This is a genomic window from Proteus genomosp. 4 str. ATCC 51469 (genome assembly GCF_003144375.1).
Lineage (GTDB): Bacteria > Pseudomonadota > Gammaproteobacteria > Enterobacterales > Enterobacteriaceae > Proteus.
This window is the reverse complement of record NZ_PENV01000012.1, coordinates 58,688-81,433: the sequence shown is the minus strand read 5'-3', so window position 1 is coordinate 81,433 and position 22,746 is coordinate 58,688. Positions and strand designations below refer to the sequence as shown.

At 38.4% G+C, this 22,746-nt stretch carries 15 protein-coding genes and 1 riboswitch; of the genes, 11 read left to right on the top strand and 4 right to left on the bottom strand.

Features of this window, described 5'->3' with window-relative positions; genetic code table 11:
- Positions 1-9: 9 nt before the first annotated feature.
- The 4 genes from DK866_RS12060 to thiB form a co-directional block, all read right to left on the bottom strand.
- Positions 10-2,364: a DNA polymerase II gene (locus DK866_RS12060; RefSeq protein WP_109409095.1), complete on the bottom strand. Its 2,355-nt coding sequence runs from the start codon at positions 2,362-2,364 to the stop codon at positions 10-12.
- An 87-nt stretch (positions 2,365-2,451) separates the two neighbouring features.
- Positions 2,452-3,153, bottom strand: coding sequence for a thiamine ABC transporter ATP-binding protein ThiQ (gene thiQ, locus DK866_RS12055; RefSeq protein WP_109409094.1), 702 nt, complete (start codon positions 3,151-3,153; stop codon positions 2,452-2,454).
- Positions 3,146-4,726, bottom strand: a complete 1,581-nt coding sequence (gene thiP / locus DK866_RS12050; protein ID WP_109409093.1) for a thiamine/thiamine pyrophosphate ABC transporter permease ThiP — start codon at positions 4,724-4,726, stop codon at positions 3,146-3,148. Before thiP ends, thiQ begins: the two co-directional genes overlap by 8 nt.
- Positions 4,726-5,739, bottom strand: a complete 1,014-nt coding sequence (gene thiB, locus DK866_RS12045) for a thiamine ABC transporter substrate binding subunit (RefSeq protein WP_109409092.1) — start codon at positions 5,737-5,739, stop codon at positions 4,726-4,728. The genes thiP and thiB overlap by 1 nt, the downstream gene beginning before the upstream one ends.
- 65 nt (positions 5,740-5,804) lie before the next feature.
- Positions 5,805-5,896, bottom strand: a riboswitch (TPP riboswitch).
- A 112-nt stretch (positions 5,897-6,008) separates the two neighbouring features.
- On the opposite strand from thiB, the gene rppH reads away from it, so the two are divergent.
- The 11 genes from rppH (at position 6,009) to recB (ending at position 22,744) form a co-directional block, all read left to right on the top strand.
- The gene (gene rppH, locus DK866_RS12040) at positions 6,009-6,539 is read left to right on the top strand and encodes an RNA pyrophosphohydrolase (RefSeq protein WP_109409091.1); all 531 of its coding nucleotides are present in this window, start codon (positions 6,009-6,011) and stop codon (positions 6,537-6,539) included.
- 8 nt (positions 6,540-6,547) lie between these two features.
- A complete protein-coding gene (gene ptsP, locus DK866_RS12035; protein WP_109409090.1) occupies positions 6,548-8,794 on the top strand; it encodes a phosphoenolpyruvate--protein phosphotransferase in 2,247 nt (748 codons plus the stop codon).
- 79 nt (positions 8,795-8,873) lie between these two features.
- Entirely contained in the window at positions 8,874-9,764 is an 891-nt protein-coding gene (gene lgt, locus DK866_RS12030; protein ID WP_109409089.1) for a prolipoprotein diacylglyceryl transferase, read from the top strand.
- Positions 9,765-9,809: 45 nt separating this feature from the next.
- Positions 9,810-10,661: a thymidylate synthase gene (locus DK866_RS12025; protein ID WP_109409088.1), complete on the top strand. Its 852-nt coding sequence runs from the start codon at positions 9,810-9,812 to the stop codon at positions 10,659-10,661.
- A 228-nt stretch (positions 10,662-10,889) separates the two neighbouring features.
- Positions 10,890-11,399 carry a potassium:proton antiporter gene (locus DK866_RS12020; RefSeq protein WP_244179699.1) on the top strand — a complete coding sequence of 170 codons (510 nt, stop codon included), beginning with the start codon at positions 10,890-10,892 and terminating at the stop codon, positions 11,397-11,399.
- The gene (locus DK866_RS12015; RefSeq protein ID WP_109409087.1) at positions 11,393-12,037 is read left to right on the top strand and encodes a prepilin peptidase-dependent protein; all 645 of its coding nucleotides are present in this window, start codon (positions 11,393-11,395) and stop codon (positions 12,035-12,037) included. Before DK866_RS12020 ends, DK866_RS12015 begins: the two co-directional genes overlap by 7 nt.
- Positions 12,034-12,495, top strand: coding sequence for a DUF2509 family protein (locus DK866_RS12010; protein ID WP_109409086.1), 462 nt, complete (start codon positions 12,034-12,036; stop codon positions 12,493-12,495). The genes DK866_RS12015 and DK866_RS12010 overlap by 4 nt, the downstream gene beginning before the upstream one ends.
- A complete protein-coding gene (locus DK866_RS12005; RefSeq protein ID WP_244179698.1) occupies positions 12,483-12,827 on the top strand; it encodes a hypothetical protein in 345 nt (114 codons plus the stop codon). Before DK866_RS12010 ends, DK866_RS12005 begins: the two co-directional genes overlap by 13 nt.
- A 12-nt stretch (positions 12,828-12,839) precedes the next feature.
- Positions 12,840-16,223: an exodeoxyribonuclease V subunit gamma gene (gene recC / locus DK866_RS12000; protein WP_109409085.1), complete on the top strand. Its 3,384-nt coding sequence runs from the start codon at positions 12,840-12,842 to the stop codon at positions 16,221-16,223.
- 15 nt (positions 16,224-16,238) lie between these two features.
- A complete protein-coding gene (ptrA, locus tag DK866_RS11995; protein ID WP_109409084.1) occupies positions 16,239-19,127 on the top strand; it encodes a pitrilysin in 2,889 nt (962 codons plus the stop codon).
- Positions 19,124-22,744 (top strand): exodeoxyribonuclease V subunit beta, encoded by a 3,621-nt coding sequence (recB, locus tag DK866_RS11990; RefSeq protein ID WP_109409083.1) that lies wholly within the window; start codon positions 19,124-19,126, stop codon positions 22,742-22,744. Before ptrA ends, recB begins: the two co-directional genes overlap by 4 nt.
- Positions 22,745-22,746: the final 2 nt, after the last annotated feature.

The following is a 22,746-nucleotide window of genomic DNA, read 5'->3' as shown; positions in this document are numbered from 1 at the left end:
TGACACATCTTAAAATGTGAGCGTCATTTGTCCATTTAACAAGGTTGAAAAATCATCTTGTATAAAAGGCAGGATAGCATCTGCAATCGGCATTAACTGCTTATTGATATAGTGTTCGTAATCAGGTGCAGCGGTAATGTGCTCTAATGGTTCAGGTCCCAAGAGGGTAATTATATAACTAATCCAACCGCCTTGCTGATATTGTTGAGGTCTATTTTTGGATAAATTATATTCGTCAGCTTTACGTGCAGCTTTAACATGAGGGGGAACGTGGTGCTGATATTCTGATAATTTTCGACGTAACCGTTTACGATACACTAATCTATCATCATGTTTTCCCGCAAGCGTATCCGCGACATAATCACGAATAAACTGCTGGTAAGGTTGTTGATGAAAAATACGAGTATAAAGCTCTTGTTGAAATTTCTGAGCAAGAGGAGTCCAGTCTGTTCTGACGGTTTCTAATCCTTTAAACACCATCTTATCATTGCTTAATCCTGCATAACGCTTTTTACTGCCTGTTTCCATCCCTCGAACCGTTGGCATTAAAAAACGACGATAGTGTGTTTCATACTCCAGCTCTAATTTGCAATCAAGTTGATAGGTTTCAAAAAGGTGTGTTTTCCACCATTGGTTAACCTCTTGTACTAACTGATGTCCAATTTGTTGGGCTTGTTGTTCAGTATATGGCGATTTAAGCCAAACAAAAGTAGAGTCTGTATCACCATAAATAACTTGATAACCTTTAGCTTCAATTAATGCCCGAGTTCTTTTCATAATCTCATGACCACGTAAGGTAATTGAAGACGCTAGACGAGGATCAAAAAAACGACATCCCACGGAGCCTAAAACACCATAAAAAGCATTCATAATAATTTTGAGTGCTTGAGAAAGTGGGGCATTTTTATGTAATTTTGCGTTATCTCTTTCGTGCCAAATTTGCGACACAATAGTGGGTAAACAGTGCTTCTCTCGCGAAAACCACGCTTGGCGAAAACCTGGAATAGCTAGTTTTTCATCGGGTTGATGTGTTCCTTCAATCATTCCAACAGGATCAATTAAAAAAGTACGAATAATTGAGGGGTAAAGGCTTTTGTAATCAAGTACAACGACTGAATCATATAAACCAGGGGTAGAGTCCATAACAAAGCCACCGGGGCTATGTTCTTCAGGTTTTTCACCTTGATTAGGTGCGACATACCCAATGCGATGCATAGAAGGGAGATAAAGGTGTGTAAACGCAGCTACAGAGCCTCCACTTCTATCAACAGAAAGTCCTGTAACACAAGCTCTTTCTAATAAAAACGCCATAAGAGATGTGGCATCAAAAATGCGGTTTACTAAAACACAATCTTGCCAGTTATAGTAGGCTAACGCAGGCTTATCTTCTTTAAAACGTCGATTAATTTCATCCATTCTGGCATAAGGTGTATCAATGGCTTTACCTTCCCCTAACAGACTTTGCGCGACTGATTCTAGGCTAAATGAGGGAAAATTCCATGTAGCCATTTTTAGTGCTTCAATACCATCAATAATTAAACGGCCTTGTGCAGAGGCAAAAAAATGTCCTTTTTTAAATCCATGCTCGCGCCACTCCAATGGATTGTTTTGTCGGCCTAGTAGCAAATTGACGCCATAACGTTGCGCATGGGTATGTAAAATACGTAAATCGAATTGAATTAAATTCCAGCCAATAATGGCGTCGGGATCGTAATGTTGTATCCACTCATTAAGTTTTTCAATTAAACGCAATCGGCTACTGACATAACATAATCGATAACCTTTGGATTGCTGACTTTCATTCTCTATAGATAAATTATCTGTCAGCATAAACACAACATTATCGCCACAACCCGCAAGTCCAATAGAGTAAAGTTCACCGAATTCGCTGGTTTCAATATCTAAAGACACTGTTCGCAGTGTAGGGCGATAATCAGGTGCGGGTTTTAGTGTCACGGTATTGTTTTGTTGATAACGAAACCAAATTGGTGCGGTGATAAAACGTTCCATCATATAACGTTCATGAGGACGTATATCGGCTTCATAAAGACGTATGTGATGCTCTTTGAGTTGCTGTTCTAGTTGAGTGAGTTGTCGGTATTGTTTGCAATAGACGCCAAAAACAGGCTGCCTTTCAAAATCTTTTAAATCGAGAGGGCGAATTTCTATATCAGGATTTTTATTCACAAGTGAACGTAAAACGGTTTCATGTTGACGAGCAACAAAGCCAATCGCTTGTTGCAAAGGAACTGTGACTTTACGAGGGCCATTTTCTGTCGCTAACCAATAGGAGACGACGATACCTTTTGGGGTGTCGTTCCAGTGGCGAGTGAGAATAAAGCCTTGTTCAGTATGGTCAACCATGGGCACCTAATACACACAAAAATTTGCTAAAGATGTGTTTATTATAGCCAAAATAGTGGTTATTTATACAGTTAATTTAGGGCGTATTTAATTAGAGGGAATACCTAAAATAAGTGATTGATCCACTTCACCATTTATCAACGATTGTGTATTACCATCATACACAATTGTTCCGTTATCAATCACAATTGCTCTTGAGGCAATCTTGATAGCATCTTCTAAGCTATGTGAAACCATCAATAAGGTCAGTTTTTTTTCTTCACAAAGTTGTTCTAGTAAAGCCAACATTTCAATACGCAAAGCGGGATCGAGTGCAGAAAAAGGCTCATCGAGCAATAAGATAGGTTGTTCACGTACAAGGCAACGAGCAATGGCAACACGTTGGCGCTGACCACCTGATAATTGTGAAGGTAAACGGTCAAGATGTTCATTTAAAGAAACTTGTTTGGCTCGGTTTTCTAACAGTATTTTTTGTGTATCTGTGAGTTTTAACCCCGGATCTAATCCCAAGCCAATGTTTTGTCTAACTGTTAAATGAGGAAATAAATTATTATCTTGAAATAACATAGAGATAGGGCGTTTTGCGGGCGCAGTTTTAGTGTGATAACAACCATTAAGAAAAAGGGTTCCTTTTTCAGAAGGTAAAAATCCAGCAATTAAGCTGAGCAAGGTACTTTTCCCCGCGCCACTTGGGCCTAATACTGCGATACGTTCACCGGTGTTTACAGCTAAGTCAAACATAAGGTGTTGGTGTTCATAGGTATAAGCAAGGTGCTCTAATTTAATCATGAGATTTTCCTGCCAATCGTTCTATTAGGCTAAAAAGAGAGAAGCAAAGTAGTAATAAGATCATGGCTGTGACAGCACCATCTTGCGTGTGATAAGCCCCAATTTGCTGATAAAGATAGAAAGGAAGTGTTCTAAATGTTTCATTACCAAATAGAGCAACAATACCAAAGTCACCAATAGAAATAACACAAGCAAAAGCAAGTGCTTGTGAAATCGGTTTTCTTAATGCTCGTAACTCGATCCAACGAAGTCGATTGATACCCTGAATATTAAGCGATTGACATAAAAGTCCATAACGTGAAGCAATATCATTCATTGGATTTTCGAGCACTTTTAAAGCATAAGGAATGGCAATTAATGCGTTGGTTAAAATCACTAATGTATATGGTGATTCAGGGAGTCCGATTGTATTGTTTAATAACAAGAAAAAGCCTGTTGCCAATACAATGCCCGGCATTGCCAGAATAATCAACCCACTCATTTCCATAGCCTGTCCCGCTTTTTTAAAGTGACGTAGGCGAAGTTCTCGGCTACTCCATAGCAACATCATTGTTAATACAACGCAAACAATACCAGCGCCAACCGCAATAATGAGAGACGTTGTAAAAGCCTGCCAAAGTATGGGTTGTTGTATCACTCGTATTAATTCGCTGTTAAGACCATCTGTTATCACCGCTAAAATAGGGGGGACTAAAAAAAGGATCGCGAGCGTAATAATCAGAGTATCGGTTATTTTGCTAAAGAGAGGATCATTGGGATCACGCCAATGCTGTTTTTGGCTATCTCCGACAAAGAGTGTGCCTTTGAGTTTTTGGCTGATAAGCACTAAGCCTAAACAGCAAAAGAGCTGGATCAGTGCTAAAAGTGCAGCACGATGTAAATCGTAGTCATAACTTAATGCTTGATAAATTGCTAGCTCAACGGTTGTTGCCGCAGGGCCTCCACCTAACGCCAGCACAGTAGCAAAGCTTGCAAAACAGAGCATAAAAATCAGTGACGCAGTGGGAAGTATTTGTCGCCATAAATAAGGAAATTCCAGAAAGCGAAAACGTTGCCAACCATTCATGCCTAATTGTGAGGCTAACTGTCGTTGTTCTGGCGAGATACTTTCGAGAGCTTGTAACAGCATTCGGGTTGCTAATGGCATATTGAAGAAGACGTGTGCCAATAAAATACCTTGTAAGCCATAAGGGGTAAATTGGTAATTAATCCCCAGCCATTCACAAATTTGAGCAATCCAACCGACTCTTCCATAAACCGTTAAAATACCAAAAAGTGCCACTAAAACGGGTAGAACAAGGCTCATGGCACATAAACGTAAGAAAAGTGTTCTACCTTTAAATTGGCGTCGATAAAGTGCCTTAGCGAGCCAAATGGCAGGTAATATTGAAAATAAGGCAGATAAAAAGGCTTGCCAGAAAGTAAAGCGCACGACATGCCATAAATAGTCATCAGCAAAAATAGAGGATAATTCGCCACTTGGCGCATTAAACCATAATGCACCAAATGACAATAAAGCCACAATAAGCAGTAAACCCGAGGCACATAGCCCCGGGATAAGCCATCTTCTCATTAGCGACTAACCGCAGATTGCCAATTACGCGTCCATGTTTGGCGCTCTTTAGCGACAACATCTGCATCAAATTGCAATGATTTTTCTGGTTTAGGCATCACCGAATAGACATCTGGTAATGGCATATCTATTACGGGATACATCCAATTGGTGGTAGGAATTGTTTCTTGGAAAGCCGGAGTGAGCATAAATTGCATAAATTGCTGAGCTAATTCAGGTTGTTTGCTCGATTTGAGTTTTGCTGCAACCTCGACTTGTAAATAGTGCCCGTCAGAGAAAATAGCCGCTGCATAGTTATCTTTTTTATCCGCTAAAATATGATAACCCGGAGATGAAGTATAACTTAGTACAAAATCACCTTCACCTTTTAAGAATAAGCCATAAGACTCACTCCAACCTTTTGTAACGGTAAGGGTTTTCTCTGATAATTTCTTCCATTGAGAGGCGGTGTTTTCAGGATAAAGTGATTGCATCCATAGCATTAAGCCTAAGCCTGGTGTACTGGTACGAGGATCTTGATACAGTATTTTCCACTTTTCTTGGCTATTTAGTAACTCATCCATGCTTTTGGGTGGGTTAGCAATACGGTTTTTATCATAAATAAATGCAAAGTAACCGTAGTCATAAGGTACAAAGGTGTCGTCAGTCCATTTTTCAGGTAAGGCGAGTTTTGATGTATCGATATTACTTGGCGCAAAAAGCCCAGTTTCTTTGGCTGCATGTATCAGATTGTTATCCAAACCTAAAATAATGTCAGCTTTACTCTTGCCACCTTCCATACGTAAGCGATTAAGCAAAGAAACACCATCAGAAAGGGCAACAAGCTTTAATTCACAATCACACTGTTGTTCAAATGCTTTTTTAATGGCAGGTCCTGGGCCCCAATCTGCGGTAAAAGAATCATAAGTATATACAGTGAGTGTCGGTTTTTGAGTATCAGCTTGCGCTGAGAACGTGCTTATTACACTCAGTGCACCCAGTAGGAAAGTAAAGCGAAGCGATTTAGTTAACACATTTAGTTCCTCAGTAAAAAGTCAGGAAGGATCTGAGGAGTGAGGACTGCAAATTATAAAAGATTGCATCATCCTGACTCAAATCCCTACGCCAGTATTAGCTGGATCAGGTTCCACGGGTTTTTCTCAGCCTAAAAAGGCACCCCGTTGAGACTTTCCCATTGTAGATAAATCCACGCGTTGTGCAAAGTCTGTTGATAGAGGTTTACCGTCTGTGAGTAGTATGAAACAATGAGTTATCTTTCAAATTTGGTTATTGAGGTAGTCTAGTGATCGATGATGATGGCTACCGCCCGAATGTAGGGATTGTAATTTGTAATCGGCAAGGGCAAGTGCTTTGGGCTCGTCGCTATGGGCAACATTCATGGCAGTTTCCTCAAGGAGGAATTAACCCTGGAGAATCGCCAGAGCAGGCAATGTACCGAGAGTTGTTCGAAGAAGTTGGGTTAAGTCGCAAGGATGTTAAAATTCTTGCCTCCACACGTAACTGGTTACGTTACAAGTTGCCTAAGCGTTTGGTGCGTTGGGACACAAAACCTGTTTGTATTGGACAAAAACAGCGTTGGTTCCTTTTGCAGTTAACAAGTAATGATAAGGACATTAACGTTCAACAAAGCAAAACGCCAGAATTTGATGGCTGGCGTTGGGTGAGTTATTGGTATCCCGTTCGACAAGTCGTCTCTTTTAAACGCGATGTTTATCGTCGTGTAATGAAAGAATTCGCACCAGTAGTCATGCCATTGCAAGAACAAATGTCTTTACCTCGTCCATCGTATGGATATCGGCGTAAAAGGTATTAGATAACACTATGCTGACACGTTTGCGAGAAATTGTAGAAAAAGTGGCTATGGCAGCAGGGCTTCCAGAAGCACTTGAACTCTTAGTCAAGGAAACGTGTCAGGCAATGCACACGGATGTGTGTTCTATTTATCTTGCTGATAAGCAACGTAGTTGTTTTTATCTAATGGCCACAAAAGGACTTAAAAAACCCAGAGGACGTGCTGTTAGCCTCTCGTTTGATGAAGGCGTTGTTGGTGAAGTTGGACGCCTTTCTGAGCTTATCAATCTCGCAGATATTCGCGAGCATCCTAGTTTTAAATACCTTCCTCAAGTAAAAGAAGACGATCTGCGTGCTTTCCTTGGTGTGCCTATTGTTTATCGTCGTCAACTCCTTGGTGTTTTAGTTGTTCAACAAAAAGAACGTCGCTTATTTAACGAGAGTGAAGAGTCTTTTATGGTGACGTTAGCAACACAATTAGGTGCAACGTTATCGCAAGTACAAACTAAAGGACTATTTGGGCAATACCGTCAAAGTCGCATTAAAGCATTATCGGTTTCGACCGGAGTGGTAATGGCTTATGGTTGGCAAGAAATTTCCCAGCCAGTTCTTGAAAATGTATTTAAAGCTAGCGCGCTTGATATTAAGGCGGAATTAAATCGACTCACAGTGGCTTTAGAAGATGCCACGGCAGAATGTCGCCGTTTTAGTAAACGTTTTATGGCGAATGCACAAAAAGAGAGTGCCGCCATTTTTGATCTCTACTCGCATCTACTTAATGATCCCCAACTTAAACACAAAATGACAGCGATTATTACTCAGGGATATGTCGCAGAATGGGCTGTAAAAGTGGTTGTTGAGAAAGTTTCGTCACAATTTTCTAGCCTGAAAGATGGCTACATGAGAGAAAGAGCCTCTGATCTAAAAGCATTAGGACGGCGTTTATTATTTCATTTAGATGATGAAGTCAGTTCAACTAATATTTGGCCTGAGCGCTTTATTTTGGTGGCAGATGAATTAAGCGCAAGTTTATTGGCAGAATTACCTGAACAACAACTTGCAGGTGTGATTGTGCGAGATGGTGCAACACACTCTCATTCAGCGATCCTTGTTAGAGCAATGGGAATTCCCGCGATTATGGGCGCGGATATTCAACCTGAGCTTTTACATAATCGTATGCTTATTCTTGATGGTTATCGTGGTGAGATTTTTATTGAACCAGAGCCTTTTATTACTCAAGAATATAAACAGATTATTGATGAAGAAAGTGTATTAAGCCAGATTGCAGAAGATCAATTAGAACAGCAAGCTGTTCTCAAAAATGGTGAATCGGTTAGTGTTCAATTGAATGCTGGATTAAATATTAAATACGAGCAACGTATTAGCGTGGGAATAGACGGTGTTGGTTTATATCGGACAGAAATTCCTTTTATGCTACAAAGCGGTTTTCCATCAGAAGATGAACAAAAAAATCGCTATCGTGAAATACTCTCTTTTTTCCCTGATAAACCCGTTGTGTTACGTGCATTAGATGTGGGTGCAGATAAACAACTTCCTTATATGCCCATTAATGAGGAAAATCCTTGCTTGGGTTGGCGAGGAATAAGAATATTACTCGATCAACCTGAAATTTTCCTTATTCAGCTTCGTGCTATGCTAAAAGCAAACCTCGAATTTAAAAATTTGAAAATATTGTTGCCGATGGTGACAAGTATTGATGAAATTGACGAAGCGAGAACATTGCTATTACGTGCATGTGATGAAGTGAGTCGAGAGTTAAAATGTGAATGTGCTCTACCACCGTTAGGTATTATGCTTGAAGTTCCCTCGTTGGTATTTATGTTGTCACAATTAGCTAATCGGGTTGATTTTATCTCTATTGGAACAAACGATTTAACTCAATACTTGCTTGCAGTCGATCGTAATAATACCCATGTTGCATCACTCTATGATAATTTGCATCCTGCATTATTGCGTTCATTGAGTTTGATTGCGACACAATGTCAATATTACCAGTTACCAATCAGTGTTTGTGGCGAAATGGCAGGAACACCTATCGGGGCATTGCTGTTAATAGGGCTTGGTTTTAGGCAGTTAAGCATGAGTGGACGTAGTTTACCTAGGGTAAAATACTTATTACGCCATCTTGATCCTGTGGTGTTACAGCCTTTTATGCAACAAGTGTTGCAAGCTGAAACAGCAACAGAAATCAAAAAATTGTCTTCTGAATTTATGGAAAGGCAGGGATTAGGTGGATTAATTCGCGGAGGTATCTGACATGCCTTTGTATAAGCCTTTTCTGTGTTGGTGATAAAGAGCAAACACAGAAATTATTAATTAAGTGAAGTAGGGAATAATGAGTATAAGCTACCTTAAATTTCCAGAGATTGATCCCGTTATGTTTTCTATCGGGCCTGTGTCATTACACTGGTACGGTATGATGTATTTAGTTGGATTTGTCTTTGCCTTATGGCTTGCAAATCGACGAGCCGCAAAACCGAATAGTGGTTGGAATAAAAATGAAGTTGAAACATTACTTTATGTCGGTTTTGTTGGTGTGTTTATCGGTGGTCGCTTAGGTTATGTTTTATTCTATAATCTGCCAGTATTTTTAAATGATCCTCTTTACCTCTTTAAAGTTTGGGATGGCGGTATGTCGTTCCATGGTGGTTTAATTGGGGTAATTTGTGCCATGATTTGGTTCGCAAAACGCACTAAACGTGGATTTTTTCAAGTGGCTGATTTTGTCGCTCCTTTAATCCCATTTGGTTTAGGTTTAGGTCGTATTGGTAACTTTATTAATGGTGAGTTATGGGGTCGCGTCACATTAGATACGCCTTGGGCCTTCTTATTTCCAAACTCTCGTTCTGAAGATCTTCAGCTTGTTGCTCAAGATCCATCAACGCTGCTACCTATTATTCAAGAATATGGGGTTTTACCTCGTCACCCTTCACAACTTTATGAAATGTTGTTAGAAGGGGTAGTGTTATTTATTATTCTTAATATTTTTGTGCGTAAAAATCGTCCAGTAGGCAGTGTATCGGGTCTATTCCTGATAGGTTATGGTGCATTCCGTATTATTGTTGAATTCTTCCGTCAACCTGATGCGCAATTAGGGCTATTTAGTGGTGTGAGTATGGGACAATTACTCTCAATTCCAATGATTTTGTTGGGTATTATTTTTATGGTATGGGCTTATCGCCAAGATAAAAAAACACCACAAAACCCAACAGCAACTCACAAATAGTGTGAGATAAATTTTTATTATTAGCTAATTAACAAGAGAGACAACATGAAGCAGTATCTGGCATTGTGTCAACGCATTATCGATGAAGGACAATGGATTGATAATAAACGGACAGGAACCCGTTGTTTAACGGTGATTAATGCCGATCTGGAATATGATGTTGCGAATAACCAATTTCCGTTAATAACGACACGAAAAAGTTTTTATAAAGCCGCAATAGCTGAACTGTTAGGGTATCTGCGTGGCTATGATAATGCAGCACAATTTCGTGAAATTGGTTGTAATACATGGAATGCCAATGCGAATGAAAATAGTGCATGGTTGAATAACCCTCATCGAAAAGGTGAAGACGATATGGGGCGTGTTTATGGCGTTCAAGGACGCCAATGGCAACGCCCTGATGGTTCTCATTTTGATCAACTGCGTAAAGTAGTAGATAACCTGACTAAAGGTATAGATGATCGTGGTGAAATCATCACATTTTACAATCCAGGTGAAACTGAACTAGGTTGCTTACGCCCTTGTATGCATACGCATACCTTTTCACTTGTTGGTGATACCCTTTATTTAACCTCTTATCAGCGCAGTTGTGATGTGCCATTAGGTTTGAATTTCAACCAAATTCAGTGCTTTGTCTTATTAGCGCTGGTGGCTCAAATTACAGGACATAAACCGGGTAAAGCATTTCATAAGATAATCAATGCACATATCTATGAAAATCAATTACCTCTAATGCGTGATGTGCAGTTAAAAAGAGAGCCTTTACCGTTACCAACGTTGCATATCAACCCAAAAATAAAAACATTGGAAGATATCGAAACATGGGTAACAACGGATGATTTTACTGTTGAAGGCTATCAATGTCATGAAGCAATAAAATATCCATTTACGGTGTAATTTCTCCTTTGCTTTTAAAGCCCCTGTTTAGTGATAGACAGGGGCTTTTTTATTGGTTTTTTATTTAAAATTTAAAGCATTGTCAGTATTTATTAATCATAAATACGTTTTATTTGTATTTGCTCTGAAAGTATTGTTATTGCGTACCTATTCGAGAAAAACGCTTATCTTTGTTTACCTTTAAGGCTGTGGTCTGCATGCTCATTACCAGCTAAAAAGGAGAAACAAATGAACAATAATAGGGAATTAAGCCTAAATAAGGAGTTTCAGAAAAAAAGTGAGCAAGGCATCGGTTTACTCGAAATACTTATCGTGATGCTGATAGTCTCTATTTTAAGTTATCTATCAATTTCTTCTTATCAACATTTTATTAAGCAACGCCATTTAATACAGAGTGTGCGAGAAACCATAGTTTTTCTTTCTTACCAGCAGCAGCAAGCGTTGCTGTTTAATGTCAAAATTAAAATATCACTTCATTTATCGCCCAGTAACAAAATAGTCGCTATTCCTTTTTCTCTACGGTACTTACCTGAAAAACAAACGATTTATCAATTAGCCCTAGGTATTCAACTTAAGCAATCAACAGTCTCAAATTTTACGTTTGGTGGAATTCGCCAAACGTTAAAACCTATGAGTTTTGTGCTTAAAAATGAAGAAGATGAAGTGAAAATTATTATTTCATCTTTAGGCAGGATAAGAGCGTGTAGCCAGAATATAAAGGTGTTTTCATCATGTTAAAACGATCTGTATTTTCTTTTTCATCAGGAATGATATTGATGGAATGTCTCTTTGCTATTGCGATAAGTGGGATTTTATTTCTCTGCATCAGCAGAGCTTACCCCCAGATAATAAATACGCTATTCCATTCTTATCAACAATATCAATTAGATATTTTTTTAAGAGAACGATTATTGGTACTAGAAACGCAATTAAGGCGTACAGGGTATTGTTATGGTGATTGTGTTAATACGTTGAAGTTAGATGGCCTGGAAATATCCCCTTTAAAAATAGGGCAGTATCCTAATCAAGAAAAAAATTCCTGCGTTATTTTTGCTTACGACATAAACAGCAATGGTCGATGGGAGTCACCTTTGTCAAAAGAGAGTGATTATTTTGGATACCGTCTTAAAAAGGGGCAATTAGAGCAATTAAGAGGAGTAAAAGATTGTGCTTCTTCAGGGTGGCAACAATTTTTCGAAAATAACGAGATTGAGGTAACTGAGTTTATTTTACAGCCTTATGCTAAAACGTATTCAGTGAAAGAAAATCCGTATTTTTATCTTTCTATTTCTTTAAAATTTCATTTAAAACAAAAGCCTGAAATAAAATCACATTATCAAAATATCATCCGTTTAAGGAATATGACTGCACTATGAATATTTATTTCACTCTCAGAAGCAATGAACAAGGTTTAGCGGGTATATTTGTCGTGATAGGTTTTATTGGCATGAGCTTATCTATGCTTGGAAATTTTTCTTACCATTACAGGCAATCTGAACAAATAGTGATGCAAGAGTTACAAGCAAGACAGGCCTTTTTATTTGCTGAATCTGCACTGCAATGGGGGATAACACAGGATTGGGATCTTTCATCAATACAATTAAACAAATGGCAATGCCGTCCTTTTTATGCTGCTCCCAAAATAAAGAGCTGCTTATTTTTAATTTCTGCAGATAAGGCCTTACTTCAAGGTCAAGCAGAAAGCTTACTAGGTTATAAAATATATCATTATCAATGGATTAGTTTTAAAAAAGGAAAAGAGAAAGCTATTGTGTCTGATCCAAATGGATGGCTAGATTATTGCCCATTCGTGCATAAGGAGTGTGTATCATAAAAAAAGGTCAAAATAGATCAGAAAATGGTTCTATCTTACTTAATACAATGTTTGTATTACTATTTTTTAATATTAGTTTTGTCGCTATTATAGGGTATAGTCAATCATTAAAAGCTGATTTTCAGCGGTTAATTCAATTACAGCAAACAGGGCAAGGGATTTTTGTTTTATTTGAAAAATTGCCTGATAAATCACCTTACTATTTTGCTGATAACCAGAAAATAATGATGCATTCTCTTTCATATTCTGAAGGCTGTCAGCAAATGGAAGGTTATGCTGCTAATAATATTTTACCCACGATAAATTTATACTATTGGTCATGCAATCCATAAGATGAGGATCTGATGTTTCATATATATCACTCAAATCAGTTGTCATTATTAAAGTCACTTATGGTGCACTTTATGCAGACCAGACCACTATCTTCTCCCTTTGAACAAGAAGTGATCTTAGTACAAAGCCCTGGCATGTCTCAGTGGTTGCAAATTCAGCTTGCTGAAAGTTTAGGAATTGCAGCAAATATTCGCTATCCATTACCTGCAACATTTATTTGGGAAATGTTTACGCGGGTGCTATCAGGTATACCTAAAGAAAGTGCTTTTTCTAAAGATGCCATGACATGGAAATTAATGGCATTATTGCCTGAATATTTATCCCATGAAGAATTTAAACCGCTACTTCACTATCTTGATGATGATGAAGATAAACGTAAATTACACCAATTAGCAGGGCGTGTTGCCGACTTATTTGACCAATATTTGGTATATCGTTCAGATTGGTTAGCCTCGTGGGAAAAAGATGAATTGATAGAAGGGCTGAGTGAAAATCAGCGTTGGCAGAAAATATTGTGGGTAGCATTACAGCAATACACGAAAGATCTCAATCAGCCTCAATGGCATCGTTCTAATCTTTATCAGCAATTTATTTCGACATTAAATGGTGCAAAAGAAGGAGAACTTCAGCACTGTTTTCCGCCCCGTATCTTTATTTGTGGTATTTCGGCATTACCGCAAGTTTATTTGCAGGCTCTGCAAGCTATCGGGCGTCATACAGAGATCTATTTACTCTTTACCAATCCTTGCCGTTACTATTGGGGTGATATTCAAGATCCTAAATTTCTTGCTCGTCTTAATAGTAGAAAACCTCGCCATTATAAGCAATTACATGAATCACCTTGGTTTAAAGATGAAAAAAACGCTTCTTCGTTATTTAATGAAGAGGGAGAGCAAAATATCGGTAATCCTCTATTAGCCTCATGGGGAAAATTGGGTAAAGATAACCTCTATTTTCTTTCTGAACTTGAGTATACCGATGTATTGGATGCTTTTGTTGATATTCCAAGAGATAATTTACTTCATCAATTGCAAGCAGACATTCTTGATTTAGAAGATTTTTCACAACTAGGTACAACACTTAAAACCTATGAATGTAGTGAAAAAAAACGTATTATTTCACTAGATGATCACTCGTTGACCTTTCATGCAAGCCATAGCCCACAACGCGAAGTGGAAGTATTACAAGATCAATTACTGCATTTGCTTGAGCAAGATCCCGAATTACTACCAAGGGATATAATTGTGATGGTTGCGGATATTGATAATTATACGCCCTATATTCAGGCCGTTTTTGGTAATGCACCTGCTGAACGCTATCTCCCTTTTGCTATTTCTGATAGAAAAGCACGTCAAGCACACCCAGTATTACAAGCCTTTATTACGTTATTAGAACTTCCTCAAAGTCGTTTTACAGCAGAACAAGTATTAGCTTTACTTGAAGTGCCTGCGTTAGCTGGGCATTTTTCTATTTTTGAAAGTGAATTAAAACTGCTACGCCGATGGGTGGATGAATCAGGCATACGTTGGGGATTGGATGATGAAAATGTAGCTTCATTTTTACTCCCTATCACTGGTAAAAATACCTGGGAGTTTGGTTTACTGCGTATGCTGCTTGGTTATGCGATGGAAAGCGACAATGGTCCTTGGAAAGGTGTGCTTCCTTATGATGAATCTAGTGGGTTAGTCGCAGAGCTTGCAGGGCATCTTGCTGATTTTCTTTACACATTAAGTGAATGGCGTACACGTTTAAGTGAAACTCGTTCCTTAGAAGCATGGTTAGAGATTGGACAACAATTAGTTGATGCCTTTTTTGAAGCTGATGAAGAGACTGAATTAGTTTTAGCGTTGATCACACAACAGTGGCAAAAAGTGATTGAAAATGGATTGAAAGCGCAATATCAAAATGAAATTCCATTAGTGCTTATTCGAGATGAATTAACGGTACGATTTGATGATGAAAAAATCAGTCAGCGCTTTTTGGCGGGAAGCCTAAACTTTTGTACGCTAATGCCTATGCGCTCAATTCCTTTTAAAGCAGTGTGTTTGTTGGGAATGAATGATGGTATTTATCCTCGTAACATTCAGCCATTAGGCTTTGATTTAATGGCAGAAAAACGACGTCGTGGTGACAGAAAACGTCGAGATGATGACCGTTATTTATTCCTTGAGGCACTTAGTTCGGCCGAAAAATATCTTTATATCAGTTATATCGGTAAATCGATACGTGATGATAGAGAGTGTAATCCATCAGTCTTAATTAAAGAGTTACAAGACTATATCGGTCAAAATTTCCGTTTACCTGATGATGGCAAACTTAATGTTGATGATAGTGCAACTCGCATTAATCAGCATTTATTAACACAGCATAGTCGTGTTCCTTTTGCTCAAGAAAACTTCCACATTGAGGCTTCCACTCGTTCTTATGCCTCAGAATGGTTACCAGCTGCCAGTGGGCAAGGGGAGGCTCATCAAGGTTTTACTGAGTCATTAGATGATGATATATCAATAGATAAAGTCTCCGTTGATGCACTTTCTCGTTTTTATCGTCATCCGATCCGTGCATTCTTCCAACAAAGATTAAAAACAAACTTTGTTATCGAAGAGACAGAATTACCCGAAGAAGAGCCTTTTGTGATAAACGCACTTCAACGCTATCTATTAAATCAATGGCTATTGAAAGCCTTGATTGATGAAACGTCAACAGGATCACTCTTTGAACGAATTAAAGCAGCAGGGCAACTTCCAGCAAGTGCATTTGGTCAAATTTATTGGGAACAACAAATAGAAGAGCTACTCCCTTTAGCTGAAAAAGTGAGAAGTGAACGATTAGCGTCGTATTCTGTCACATTAGAGCAAAGTTTTAGTGCGATGCCATTGATTGGACGTTTAAATGAAGTGCAAGCAGATGGCTTATTACGTTGGCGACCTGCGAGTTTAACGGCTAATGATTTATTGCAACTATGGATTGAACATCTGGTTTATTGTTTAAAAGAGGGAACTGGCGAAAGCAGGTTTTATGGCAGAAAAGAGACGCAATGGTGTTTATTACCAGTTGATCCTGAATTTGCTTATTCGACTTTAGATAATTTAATTCGCGGTTATAAACAAGGGCTAAATACCCCATTAGCGTTATTTGCGAAGAGTGGCTGGGCTTGGTTACAAGCTTGCTATGATAAAAAAACACAAGAATTTTTACTTGATGATGAAGAGACGCTCGCAAAAGCGGAGTTAGTGCTGCTACAACATTTAACGGATAGTTATAATCGAGATGGTGAAATGAGTGATATGTATGTTCAGCGTGCATTCTCTCAATTAGACGAGCATTTTTTACAAACAGTAAAACAGACGACATTAACGATATTTAAACCAATAATTCCATTTTTAAAAAAATAAGGGAGCTCATATCAGATGAGAAAATACTTATCGCAACTATGGATCATGTTGCTATTGATGCTAGTGAGTATCAACAGTTTTGCTGCTGATCCACTTTGGCAAGTATTGCCAGATAGCATTGAAAAAAGTGAAAGCGATCCACGGCAATATCAAGCGATTAAATTGCCTAATGATATGACTGTATTACTGGTTTCTGACGAAAAAGCCGTTAAATCATTAACGGCAGTTGCGTTACCTGTTGGTGCATTAGAAGATCCAGATAGTCAGCAAGGGCTTGCGCACTATCTAGAACATATGGTGTTAATGGGATCGGCTAAATATCCTCAATCTGGCAGTATGTCAGAGTTCTTACAAAAGAACGGGGGATCTCATAATGCGAGTACCACTACATATCGTACAGCTTTCTACTTAGAAGTAGAAAATAGCGCCATTAATGAAGCGGTCGATCGTCTTGCAGATGCTTTAGCTGAGCCTTTACTTGATCCTAAAAATGCCGATCGTGAACGTAATGCAGTTAATGCCGAGTTAACCATGGCGCGTGCGCGTGACGGTATGCGTTTTTGGCAGGTTAGAGCAGAAACCTTAAACCCAGCACATCCAAGTTCTCGCTTTATGGGCGGAAATTTAGAAACGCTGAGTGACAAGCCAAACAGCAAACTTCAAGATGAACTCATCAAGTTCTATCAAACACACTATTCTGGCAACTTAATGAATGGAGTGATTTATAGTAATAAATCACTTGATGAATTATCTAAATTAGCCGCAGAAACCTTTGCTCGTATTCCAAATAAAAAAGCAGATATCCCTGTAACCACAGTGCCTGCGATGACGGATAAAGAAAAAGGGTTAATGATCCATCTAGTACCTGCTTTACCGCAAAAAACCTTACAAATTGAATTCGGTATTGATAATAACGTTGCCGATTTTCGTAGTAAATCTGATGCATATATCGGTTATTTAATCGGTAATCGTAGTTCTGGAACACTTGCAACATGGTTACAAGATCAAGGTTTAGCTGAAAGTATTAGCGCATTTTCAGAGCCGTATATCGATCGTAACCAAGGCTCCTTTACGATTTATGTTGCACTAACAGATAAAGGTTTAGCGCAAAAAGATAAAGTTATCTCAGCCATCTTTTCATATCTTCGTTTAATTGAGTCACAAGGCATTAGTCAGCGTTATTTTGATGAAATTGCGAATGTTTTAGATCTCTCATTTCGTTATGGTTCTATTGTAAGAGATATGAATTACATAGAAGGCATTTCAGATATGATGTTGCGTTATCCAATCAAAAATATCCTGAATGCTGATTATATTGCCGATAATTATGAACCTTCAGCAATTCTTTCTCGCCTAGGATCACTGACGCCAGAAAAAGCACGTATTTGGGTGATAAGTCCTAATGAACCGTCTAATAAACAAGCTTATTTTGTTAATGCACCTTATCAAGTTGATAAAATTACAGCTAAACAATTAGAAACATGGCAGAAGTTGTCGGATGATATTTCATTATCCTTACCGACACTTAACCCATATATTCCTAATAATCTGTCGTTGATTGACGCTGATAGTAAAATCACTAAACCACAATTATTGTGGCAAGATAAAAGTGCTCGCTTGTTCTATATGCCATCACACTATTTTTCTGATGAGCCAAAAGCCAGCGTGACATTAAGTTTAGTAAATAAGAAATCAGACATTACGGTTAAACAGCAAGTTACACAAACTTTAACTGATTATCTTGCTGGTTTAGCACTCAGTGAATTATCTTACCAAGCTTCTGTTGCAGGTATGAATATCTCATCCTCATCAGGACAAGGTATTGATTTTTCAATGAATGGTTATACACAACATTTACCAGAATTAGTTAATGCAACATTAAAAAGCTATATGAGCTTTGAATCAACGCAAGAAGAGCTTGAACAGGCTAAATCTTGGTATCGTGAACAACTTGAAGTAACTCATAACCTAAAAGCGTTTGAAGCAGCTATGCTGCCAGCTCGCCGATTAAATACTATTCCGTATTATGAAGAAGCTGACAAACTCAAAGCATTAGAGTCAATTACACTGCAAGATATTATTGATAACCGCCGTGAAGTGATTAAAAACGCAGCACTTCAAGCATTGATTGTTGGTAATTTAACGCCAGAGCAAAGCCGTGATATAGCGAAATCTGCACATGAGTTATTAGGTAATCAAGGAACCGAATACTGGATTGGTGAAACATTAGTATTCAATAAATTAGATGCCGTTGAATTTCAAAATAAATCAAACAGTACAGATAATGCTTTAGGCGAACTTTATATCCCTACTGGGTATAGCCGTCTTGAAGGTCAGGCTATTTCTTCTGTGTTAGCTTCGGTTATTAAACCTTGGTTTTATGATCAATTAAGAACAGAAGAGCAACTTGGTTATGCTGTATTTGCTTATCAAGGCACTATGGGTGAACAGTCTGGCCTAGGTTTCTTATTACAAAGTAATGCTAAACCTCCGGTTTACTTAAATGAACGTTATAACGCATTTTATCAGCAAGCCTACGAACGTTTGAAAAAAATGAGTGAGGCTGATTTTAATCAGTATAAGCAAGCAATTATTACTGAAGTTAAACAACCACCTCAAACTTTCTATGAAGAAGTCTCTCTTTATCGAAATGATTTCCATCGTAATAATTTAAAATATGATGGACGAGAGAAATTCTTAGCTGAGCTTAATAAAGTGACGTTAAAACAAGCTATTGAGTTTTATGAAAAAGCAGTAATAAAACCAAATGGTTTTGTGTTTGTTTCTCAAATAATTGGCAAAGATGGTAAAGATGCTGATTACGCGCAAAATAAAAAATGGAAACGTTATACGACAGTCAGTGAATTACAAAAAACGTTACCAGTTGAGGAAATTAAAGAGTGAGTGAAGCGATACAGGCACAGCCATTAAATCCTTATACACTTCCTTTGTACCAAAGACGCCTTATTGAGGCGTCTGCGGGTACAGGTAAAACCTATACCATTGGATTACTGTATTTGCGATTACTTCTTGGTTTAGGGGGAGATTCTGCGTTTTATCGACCTCTAAGCGTTGAAGAGATCTTGGTGGTGACATTTACAGATGCGGCAACCGATGAATTACGTGCACGTATTCGTAAAAATATCCATGAGCTAAGGCTTGCCTGTATCCGTCATGATGTTGATAGTGGTGACAAAACATACCAAGAATTACTCAAACAAATTCCTAATAAAGAGTTAGCCGCGCAGTGGTTATTAGAAGCTGAGCGTCAAATGGATGAAGCTGCTATTTACACTATTCATGGATTTTGCCAGCGTATGCTGGCAAACAATGCATTTGAGTCAGGTGTATTGTTTGAACAAGTCTTGATCCAAGATGAGTATGAGCTGAAAAAACGTGTTTGTGCTGATTTTTGGCGTCGCCACTGTTATCCCCTTTCTTATGATGTTGCTAATGCGGTTAGCCAGATTTGGTCTGGTCCAGAGCAGCTACTTTATGAAATACAGCCTTATTTACAAGGTGAAATGCCAGAAATTGAAGGTGTGGCATTAGACAGCGAAAATGAGTCAGTAAAAGAGCGTCATCAAGCTGTTATTGAAGCCATTAACAAGGTGAAAGGGCGTTGGAATGAACATCATCATGAAGTTGAAGCGTGGATAACGGCCTCAGGAGTGGATAAACGAAGTTATAGTAGCCGTTTTTTACCTAAATGGATTGAAGAAATCACGTTATGGGCCGCAACGCTTGAAACAAAAAGCTATCAGTTACCTGATTGCTTGGTTCGTTTTTCTCAAGAAATTTTAAATGAAAAAGCGACCAAAGGCCCTGCTCCTGAGCATATTCTTTTTGTTGAAATTGAGAGTCTAACAAAACAAAGCTTAACACTGCGTGATGTTATTTTGGTGAATGCTATTCCCGAAATACGCCAAGGTATTGAAAATGAAAAAATGCGTCGGGGTGAAATGGGATTTGATGATCTCTTAACACGCTTAGATAGAGCATTAAAACGTGAAGGGGGAGAAGCATTAGCACAGGCTATTCGTGAGCGTTATCCCGTTGCAATGATTGATGAATTTCAAGATACCGATCCTCAACAATACCGTATTTTTGATGCTATTTATGGTGAGCATGAAAACAGTGGGTTACTTTTTATCGGTGATCCTAAACAGGCAATTTATGCTTTCCGCGGTGCTGATATTTTTACTTATATTCAAGCGCGAAAACAAACAACACATCATTACACTTTAAATACTAACTGGCGTTCTGCTCCGGGAATGGTGAATGCGGTTAATAAACTTTTTATGCGTTCTAGTGCTCCATTTTTATTTGAGCATATCCCTTTTATTGAGGTGAGTTCTGCTGAAAAAAACCAAGATATGGCTTTTATTTACCATGGTAAATCGATCTCACCTTTTAACTTTTGGCTTGCTGAAGGTGAAAGCCTATCAACGGGAAATTATGAGCAAATTATGGCAACGCAATGTGCAGCTCAAATTCGTGATTGGTTATCAGCAGGCGATCAACAGCAAGCATGGCTCCTAGAGCAAGGTGAAAAAAAATCACTGACATCGGCTGATATTATGGTGCTGGTTCGTAGTCGTAGAGAAGCATTACTTATTCGTGATGCACTAAACTTACTCTCTATACAATCTGTATTCTTATCAAACCGTGAAAGTGTATTTGAAACGAATGAAGCTAAAGATTTGCTTTGGTTACTGCAAGCAGTTGTAACACCAGAGAAAGAGCGTGTTTTAAGAGCCTCTTTAGCTAGTCGGTTATTTGGCTTTAGTGCAAGAGAAATTGATAGCCTAAATCATGATGAACAACGCTGGAATAGTTATGTAGAGAAATTTGCTGACTACTATGTATTATGGCAAAAACGCGGCGTTTTACCGATGTTGCGTAAGATTATGATGGATAATCAGATTGCCGAGGATCTACTTGCCAGTATTGATGGTGAAAGGAGACTCACTGATATCATGCATATTGGCGAATTATTGCAGGAAACCTCGTTACAGCTTGATAGTGAACATGCGCTTATTCGTTGGTTAGCACAACAAATTTCTCATCCTGATGCGCAATCAGAAAGCCAACAAATGCGTTTGGAAAGTGACCGAAATCTTGTGCGAATTTGTACTATTCATAAATCCAAAGGCCTTGAATATCCTATTGTCTGCTTGCCTTTTGCTTGTAACTATCAAGAGCAAAAAGGAGCGCTTTATCATGACAGAGAAAAATTTTACGCTAAGTTAGATATTTTTAGCAGGCCTGAAAGCTTGCGTTTAGCGGATGAAGAACGTTTAGCAGAAGATTTACGCCTACTTTATGTAGCGTTAACTCGTTCTAAATTTTGTTGTTATGTAGGCGTTGCGCCATTGGTGAAAGGGAATAAACGTAAATCGGGACTGACTGATCTTCATAAAAATGCTTTAGGGTATTTATTACAGCAAGGTGAAGAAGGGAATAGCGAATTATTACATCAATCAATCCATGCATTACTCGATGAAAATATTAGTGTGATCACGCTTGATGATGTTTCAGCACAACGTTACCAACCTCAGTTAGTCAATGAGGCAAAATTAGAGGCAGCAGTATTTAAACGTAAAATCCATGATAATTGGCGTATAACCAGTTATTCAGGACTAACTTATCAACATTCCAATCGCGGATACCATTTCGACTTGGGCGATATTGAGGCTTTAGTGCAATCTATTGCTCCTGGATTGGATACTGATGCCAAAGGTGAGAAACAACGAGAAGAAACCGATGAAAATTCGATTCATCATTTTCCTCGTGGTGCGGTTGCGGGAACATTCTTACATGGCTTGCTTGAAGTCTTAGATTTTTCTCAACCCATTGATGAGCAATGGATGCAAGAGCAATTAACGGCTCAAGGATTTGATGAAAAATGGGCGCCATTATTAGTAACATGGATGGAAACACTGTTTTATACCCCTCTTAGTGATGATGGATTATGCCTTGCTGATATCCCTAAAACACAACAACTTGATGAGTTACAATTTTATTTGCCAATTGAACAAGAAATAACATCATCTCAGTTGACTCAATTAATAAGTCAGTTTGATCCCTTATCAAAACGTTGTGCTGCTTTACAATTCCAGCAAGTAGAAGGCATGTTAAAAGGTTTTATTGACTTAGTGTTTTGCTGGGAAGGGAAATACTATGTGGTGGATTACAAATCAAATTGGTTAGGTGAATCGAGTGAAGATTACACTCAAGAAGCGATGGTCAATGCAATGATAGATCACCGTTACGATTTGCAGTACCAACTCTATACATTAGCATTACATCGTTTTTTACAGCAACGCATTCCAGATTATGATTATAAAAGCCATTTTGGGGGAATTTATTATCTTTTCTTACGTGGTATAGATAAAGCACACCCTGGAAATGGAGTTTATGCTTATTTACCTGATGAGGCGTTTGTTTTGGCGCTAGATGCGTTATTTACAGGTAAAAGTATGAAAAGTAGCACTCCTGATGTAGTCGATGAGAAATAAAA

Excerpts from the sequence above, each read along its gene's own strand:
- DK866_RS12020 (WP_244179699.1), top strand. The coding sequence starts at position 10,890 with ATGAACAATAATAGGGAATTAAGCCTAAATAAGGAGTTTCAGAAAAAA.
- ptrA (WP_109409084.1), top strand. The coding sequence starts at position 16,239 with ATGAGAAAATACTTATCGCAACTATGGATCATGTTGCTATTGATGCTA.
- thiQ (WP_109409094.1), bottom strand. The coding sequence starts at position 3,153 with ATGATTAAATTAGAGCACCTTGCTTATACCTATGAACACCAACACCTT.
- DK866_RS12060 (WP_109409095.1), bottom strand. The coding sequence starts at position 2,364 with ATGGTTGACCATACTGAACAAGGCTTTATTCTCACTCGCCACTGGAAC.
- DK866_RS12010 (WP_109409086.1), top strand. The coding sequence starts at position 12,034 with ATGAATATTTATTTCACTCTCAGAAGCAATGAACAAGGTTTAGCGGGT.
- DK866_RS12015 (WP_109409087.1), top strand. The coding sequence starts at position 11,393 with ATGTTAAAACGATCTGTATTTTCTTTTTCATCAGGAATGATATTGATG.
- thiP (WP_109409093.1), bottom strand. The coding sequence starts at position 4,726 with ATGAGAAGATGGCTTATCCCGGGGCTATGTGCCTCGGGTTTACTGCTT.
- recC (WP_109409085.1), top strand. The coding sequence starts at position 12,840 with ATGTTTCATATATATCACTCAAATCAGTTGTCATTATTAAAGTCACTT.
- ptsP (WP_109409090.1), top strand. The coding sequence starts at position 6,548 with ATGCTGACACGTTTGCGAGAAATTGTAGAAAAAGTGGCTATGGCAGCA.
- DK866_RS12025 (WP_109409088.1), top strand. The coding sequence starts at position 9,810 with ATGAAGCAGTATCTGGCATTGTGTCAACGCATTATCGATGAAGGACAA.
- lgt (WP_109409089.1), top strand. The coding sequence starts at position 8,874 with ATGAGTATAAGCTACCTTAAATTTCCAGAGATTGATCCCGTTATGTTT.